The following is a 6,767-nucleotide window of genomic DNA, read 5'->3' as shown; positions in this document are numbered from 1 at the left end:
CTATTTCCTTAAAAGAGATTGACCAGGAAGCTTCGAAAAGTAAGGGAGGCAGGAATATAAAAAAGATCAGGTCTGGATCAATCTTAACCGTTGGTAAACCCGGAATAAAACTGATGGCCAATCCTGCGATAACCAATAAAATAGGATAAGCAATTTTTAATTTGGTAGCCCACATGTTTAATAAAACGATGGCAGCTATCATTGCCAGTAAAAAGGGTAAAAGTGTATGCATTAACTATGTTTGTTTAAATTTTTCTGATGAAAAGACTTTATTACATCAAAATGTCGTTAACAGGTTGTATGGGTTGTGGCAGTTCTGTTTCACCCAGCATTTGCAACAGGTCGATTTCGATGGTGCGACAAATCGATAGCATCGGAATATCTGTTCCCAGACCTTCAAAAGGGTTTTCAGAATAATCTCCAATTAACTCCATTACAACATAAATCCAGCCCACAATGGTTCCAAAAGGAATCATTAACCAAACTCCTGCTTCCTCTAATTTTGCAAATTCTGCCACAATTCCAAGGGGCAAAAGGAAGATAAAAATACAAGTGAATATAAAACTCATGTTGGCGTATTGGCGGGGGATAGGAAATTTTTTAATCCGCTCTGCTTTACCCTGATGGTCGTAAAAATCTGATAGGATTTTCTGTAATTCTATTTGCCTGCGCATGTGTAAAGTTTCTTCCTCATGAAGCTGCGCTAAATCCTGCGACTGCAAATTAATGATTTGTGTGGCTTTATTGGCTGCGTTGTCCCATTCAGCTGCATCGGCATAATAATTTGCCTTTTGCTTTTCGTTTAAGTAATTTTTAAACTGCCCTATACCGAAACGCTCCCGCCGTTGAACTGCAATTTTTCCGAATAGATGCTTTAAGTTTACGTGTTCCCACTGTGTGGAAACCAACAATTGTTCTCTTAAAATGTATAGCCAGGCAATGTGTCGGTAAGTTAATCTGGTTTTTATTTTTCTGATTTCTTCATCGGTAAGCTGGTTATTTAAGATGAAGGAATTCACCATCATCCCCCAGCTTCGGCTACTATTTACAATGCCACCCCATATTTTCCGGGCTTCCCAAACCCTATCGTAGGATTGGTTATTTTTGAAGCCAAGGTAAAATGCTACTGCTGTACCAATTAACGATACGGGAAGCCATGGAATGGAAATCCATTGCCAGCCAACTACTTTGTACAATACAGAAATGATAAACATGTATGCTGTAAGCCAATAAACGTGATGACCAGCAAATTCAAAAATGCCTTTCAGCGTAATGGTTTTTTTTACTATCATTTTTACAAATAATCTTATAAGTAAATCTTTAGCTTTTTTTTAATTTAAAATTAAGCTTTTATTTAACATACCGAAGACTCAGTAATTTATGAGTTTACAGTATTTTGGGATTAGAAAAATAATAGGGAAAACCAACTTAATGGCGATTAAAAGGGGAATGATAAAGTAATCAACTCATATCCAAGCTAAGAATATCTTCAGCCTTAATGCTGTGTTTAGTTTCAATTTGCCTTTTAGTTTTTTCGAGTTCACTTAAACTATCGGAAATTTGCTTAAAAAATAAATCACATTGTTTCACCGCTAAAAAGGAGAAGATTTTAATCCGAATTTGATCTGCAAAAAATATTTGAATTACTATTAGAGACATCAAAAAGATATAGTGTGAAAAAATTAAAGGATTTGAGCCGTTAATACCGATTTTATAAGCAATACAATCCAGGATAATGGGAACAAGTAAAATTGGTAGAAACGACAGCATCTTTGAGCGCAATTCAGTTTGTTTTTGAGCGGCTTCAACCTGCTGTAACGCACTTTCCAATTTCGCGTTTAGCGGAAGTTCCCGATTTGATCTTGATTGATCGATTTCTGCCAGTTGTTTCCCAAAGGCAACATCAATCTGACTCATTTTCTCCAGCAAAGAAAGTTCATCTTCATTCAGTTTTTCCTGATCGGCCACGATAGCTTCCTGTTCAGCTATGAGTTGTTCCATTTCATCCAGATCATCAGGAATGCCTAAATATAACTTTTGCTCAACAATCAGAATCCTGTCATCAATGGTTTGGCGAATATCTTTAAGTTTTTGGTGTTCTTTTTTAACCGCATCTTTTTGCAAGTCGTGATTTCCCTGAATTTGCAAAAGGTTAACCGCAAATTCAAGTTTTTTTAATTCCGCTTCGTTAACGGTTAAACGTTGATGCAATTCTTTAATAACTGCAAAACTATCTTCGGTGTGGGCCAACTGTGTAAGTCGCTTTTGGTAAGTCTGAAGATCTTTTGACGAAAGAGAAAGAATTGGCATCAAGTATTGAAATATTAGGTTGTAAAATTATAAAATTAATTGATGAGCGGTATTTATATAATGCCATAATTCTAAATATAGTTTTCGACATTTAAGATTTATGCACAGCAAAACACATTTCACCAAAATTATTTTTTTGCTACTGATCTTAAAAATCGATTTTTCAAAAACCTTGTTTTTGGGCTATAGAAGCTATTTATAAATGTCAAATCCACATTTGTTATAGATTTAGAAACAAATTTTATACCTGTTTCCAGCTCAAAGTCCTAACATTGCTCTTGTTAAATCTCCAATAGATTTAGCATGACTAACCAATTATAAACTTATTTCTAAATTATGAAGAAAAGCCGAAGATCTGTTCTGAACTACCTTTTTAATGGCCGGTTCGCTCTACACTCAACTAACCAAAACCAAATGTAAATATTATGAAAAAAGGAAATTTACTTAATCTATTTCATGTTTATCAGGTTGGTAACTTAAAAAGAATGCTTGCGCTGCCATTCGTTGTGGCTGCAATGGCTTATCCAAGTTACGCTTCCCTACCAAAAAACGAAGGCTTTGAGGTCAAAGCAAATAAATTCGACATCCAGATTACTGGAACTGTAAAGGCTGCCTCCGGAGAAACACTTCCAGGTGTTTCTGTAAGTGTTAAAGGTGGCGGAAGAGCCGTTGTAACCGATGCTGCGGGTAAATACAGTATTTCTGTTCCTGAAGGAGCAACTTTAGTTTTTAACTATATTGGTTTTACCGCTAAAGAAGTTGTTGTCGGTTCTAACCCTGTAATCAATGTCACATTGGAATCATCTGATACGGCACTGGATGACGTGGTGGTAATTGGTTATCAAACCATCAGAAGAAAAGATTTAACTGGTGCAACCGGTTCTGTTAGCACCGGAAACACAGAAAAGCTAGTATCTCGTTCTCTTCCTGAAGCACTTCAGGGGCAAACGCCAGGTGTTGCTGTAAGAAATGGTGGGGCTCCCGGCCAGGAAGCAGTTGTGAATATTCGTGGTTTGGCAACCTTTGGAAATGCAAGTCCACTTTATGTGATTGATGGAATGATTGCCGATCCAAATACTACCGTTAGTCCTAATGATGTAGAAGACATTCAGATTTTGAAAGATGCATCTGCCGCTGCAATTTATGGTTCAAGAGCAGGAAATGGCGTGATTTTAATTACAACCAAAAAAGGTAAAGAAGGACCAGCGAAAATTAATATTACGAGCAGATACAGCATTTCGCAAGTGCCTAAAACTTACGATATGATGGATGCTGCGGAATATGCTGCAACCAATACACGTGCTTATCAGGCATCAGGCATGGCGATCCAGCCTGGTGTAGCCAATTATAATGGCCGTATCAATACGGATTGGGTTGATGAAACTTTAAGAACAGGTTCGGTTCAGGATTACAATGCCAGTATTTCTGGTGGCGGTAATGGCTCGAAATACTTAATTTCTGGTGGTTATTTTAAAGATAAAGGTGTACTGATTGCCAGAGAATTTGAGCGTGCCTCATTTAGGGTAAATACAGAAACTACCAAAGGCAGATTCAAATTTGGAGAAAACCTGGCTTTCTCATCATCTACATCAAAAGCACCTTTTCAGGGAGGTGCCTTCGCCGGAAACCCTTGGTATGATATGTTTTCAAGTGTACCACTAATTCCGGTTCAGGATAATGCTTTAATCAGTACTAACAATCCTGGCGGCTGGGGTTACGGTTCAAATGGTAACATTAATACTTTTTCACGTAACCAGGTGGCTATTGCCAATATTACTTCAGTAAAATCAAACTTCGCTAAGTTAATTGGTAATGCCTATGTTGATTTTAAGATCATCGAAGGTTTAAACTATAAATTTAATGCAGGTATTGAAACCAGTTTTGATAAAAGTAAATCGATCAGAAAAGATGGATCATGGTACCAAAATCAATCGCCTGATTTTAGTCAGCTAAGCGACAATCGCAATCAGTTTTTAAGCTATCTTTTAGAGCATACTTTGAACTATAACTATGTTATTGGTAAACATAGCATTAATGGGGTAGTAGGTTATACAGAGCAAACTACACAAAGAGATAACACCTTCGGTAGTGGTATTAAACTGGCTCAATTTGGAGGTGATTATTTTACAACTTTAACATCTACGGCAGGTGACGGCCGCACATCATCAGGAACACTAGTCAAAAACTTATTGAATTCATATTTAGGTAGATTCAATTACAATTACGATGAAAAATATCTGGTTTCTTTAACATTTAGAGCAGATAAGGATTCACGATTTTCTCCTAGATATAAAACAGGATATTTTCCTTCTGCTGCTTTGGGATGGAGAATATCAAAAGAAGATTTTTTTTAAGGTGGATTGGATTTCTGATCTAAAATTGAGAGGTTCATACGGTGTTTTAGGAGTTAATACGCTCGATGCATATGATTATATCGGTTCATTAAACCAAGCCCCAGATGCGGTATTTGGTAGCGGACAAGTTACTTATCCTGGTGCAATTCAAGCAAAAATTGCTTCGGAAGATCTAAAATGGGAAGAAAAAAGTACAACAAACTTAGGTCTGGATGCCGCATTATTTAATGACCAGTTCATTGTAAATCTTGATTTATTTAGATCTGTTTCTAAGGACGTTCTTATAAGACCTCCATTACCAGGTTATCTTGGGAATTTGATTGACAACCCTTATCAAAACATTGGTTCTATTCAGAATAAAGGTTTAGAATTAAATTTAGGTTATCGCCCGAAATTAGATGGCGAATTTAAATGGGATATCGCAGGAAACATCAGTATTGTTAGAAACAAGGTGTTATCTTTAGGTAATTTAGGTATCGATACGGAAACAGGTCAGCCAAAAGACTACATTCAATCGGGCAATACCAGAACACAAGTTGGCAGATCGATTGGTGAATACTATGTATTAAAAACTGATGGAATTTTCCAGAATCAGGCAGAAATTAATGCGCATAAAGCACAAAGCGCTTATGCCAAACCAGGTGATATCCGTTATGTGAACACGATTGATGGTGGCACGAACGATGATATCAATGATAAAGACCGTGTTTTTGCAGGTTCAGCTTTTCCAAAATTCACATCTGGTTTACAATTTAATTCGAGATACAAAGATTTTAGCTTGACAATCCAGTTATATGGTGCTTTCGGACAAAAATTGTATAATGATGTACTAAGAGATTTAGATAGCTACGGTAACTCAAATTATAGAAGAGCAATCAACCCATGGACACCTGGTAATACTGACACCACCTTCCCAAGATTAGGATATCAGTTTGCTGCCAATGACAGAGGAATCAACGAAAATGCAAGAGGTAACACTGATCGCTGGATTGAAGATGGCTCATTTTTAAGATTACGTAACGTGGAATTAGGTTACAGTTTCCCGCAAAAATTAATCTCAAAAGCTAACATTAGCAGCCTAAGATTATACGTAAGCGGACAAAACTTATTTACCATTACCAAATACAGTGGTCTTGATCCTGATGTTGTGGGTGCAAATCCAAATCTTGAACCAGGAGTGGATAATGGAAATTATCCTTCATCAAGAATAATTTCATTTGGTTTAAGCGTAGGTTTCTAATTAAATATAACAAATCATGAAAAAATACATATTCATATTAACCGTAGCAATTACTGCCCTGGCAGGTTGTAAAAGAGATTTTGATGCGGTGAACCCGAATGCACCAACTATAGCAAGTTTTTGGAAAACCGGGGCAGATGCCACAAAAGGGATCAATGCAGTTTACAGTACATTCTACCGTACAGCCAGTTTATATTCTCGCTGGATGTTTTACCACGGAATTTTGAAATCTGATGAAGGTTTCGGATCTGGCGGCGATGGCGGATTAAACAACTTAATGCGTTTTAACCAAACCAATTATAATGATGGTTTAACAGCGCAAACCTGGCAAACACTTTATGTTGGCGTTTTTAGAGCAAACCAGGTGATTGCTAATGTACCTAACATCGCGATGGATGAAACCACCAAAAAGAGAATTATTGCAGAGGCTAAATTTTTAAGAGCGCTATTCTATTTTAATTTAACACTTTATTATGGAAGACCACCCTTAATGTTAACACCATCACAACCAAAAGATGTTCCGGCTAATGCAACAACTGCCCAGGCCTACGCACAAGTTGCCAAAGATTTAACTGAAGCTATAGCTGATTTGCCAGTAAGTTATCCTGCTGCAGATTTAGGTAGGGCAACCAAAGGTGCAGCATACGCCTTGTTAGGTAAAACTTACCTGCAACAAAGAATGTATCAGCAAGCCGCAGATGCTTTTGCTTACCTGGTAACCGGTGCCGGAAGTTCAACATATGCTTTAACTGCCGATTATCGTGACAATTTTATAATCACCAAAGAGAATAACAGCGAATCTATATTCGAAATTCAATTCAGTGAAAACCAGTCAGAAAGTACTGATGATGATGTGGATGAAT

The 6,767-nt window shown here is 37.1% G+C and carries 6 protein-coding genes; 3 read left to right on the top strand and 3 right to left on the bottom strand.

The annotated features are described in order from the left end of the window. From ON09_RS21390 to ON09_RS21380, 3 genes are all read right to left on the bottom strand, one after another. Positions 1–232, bottom strand: a 232-nt coding sequence (locus ON09_RS21390) for a cation:proton antiporter domain-containing protein (protein ID WP_010603116.1), incomplete at its 3' end; no start/stop codon positions are given. A 40-nt stretch (positions 233–272) separates the two neighbouring features. Beyond that, entirely contained in the window at positions 273–1,292 is a 1,020-nt protein-coding gene (locus tag ON09_RS21385) for a bestrophin family protein (RefSeq protein WP_010603115.1), read from the bottom strand. A gap of 169 nt (positions 1,293–1,461) precedes the next feature. Next, the gene (locus ON09_RS21380) at positions 1,462–2,313 is read right to left on the bottom strand and encodes a hypothetical protein (RefSeq protein WP_157259045.1); all 852 of its coding nucleotides are present in this window, start codon (positions 2,311–2,313) and stop codon (positions 1,462–1,464) included. 422 nt (positions 2,314–2,735) lie between these two features. Between ON09_RS21380 and ON09_RS25755 the strand changes: the two genes are divergently transcribed. The 3 genes from ON09_RS25755 to ON09_RS21370 form a co-directional block, all read left to right on the top strand. Continuing rightward, on the top strand, positions 2,736–4,664 hold the full coding sequence (locus ON09_RS25755; protein WP_202947179.1) for a SusC/RagA family TonB-linked outer membrane protein: 1,929 nt from the start codon (positions 2,736–2,738) through the stop codon (positions 4,662–4,664). 25 nt (positions 4,665–4,689) lie between these two features. After that, positions 4,690–5,904, top strand: coding sequence for a SusC/RagA family TonB-linked outer membrane protein (locus tag ON09_RS25750; protein WP_202947178.1), 1,215 nt, complete (start codon positions 4,690–4,692; stop codon positions 5,902–5,904). Between the two features lie 16 nt (positions 5,905–5,920). Next, positions 5,921–6,767, top strand: an 847-nt coding sequence (locus ON09_RS21370; RefSeq protein ID WP_010603113.1) for a RagB/SusD family nutrient uptake outer membrane protein, incomplete at its 3' end; no start/stop codon positions are given.

It is taken from the genome of Pedobacter agri PB92 (assembly GCF_000258495.1).
Taxonomy (GTDB): Bacteria; Bacteroidota; Bacteroidia; order Sphingobacteriales; family Sphingobacteriaceae; genus Pedobacter; species Pedobacter agri.
Note: the sequence above shows the minus strand (reverse complement) of the source record. Positions and strands in the feature narration are given on the sequence as shown.

What these genes read in the sequence shown, in the direction of transcription:
- ON09_RS21385 (WP_010603115.1), bottom strand. Translation starts at nt 1,292, where the DNA reads ATGATAGTAAAAAAAACCATTACGCTGAAAGGCATTTTTGAATTTGCT.
- ON09_RS25755 (WP_202947179.1), top strand. Translation starts at nt 2,736, where the DNA reads ATGAAAAAAGGAAATTTACTTAATCTATTTCATGTTTATCAGGTTGGT.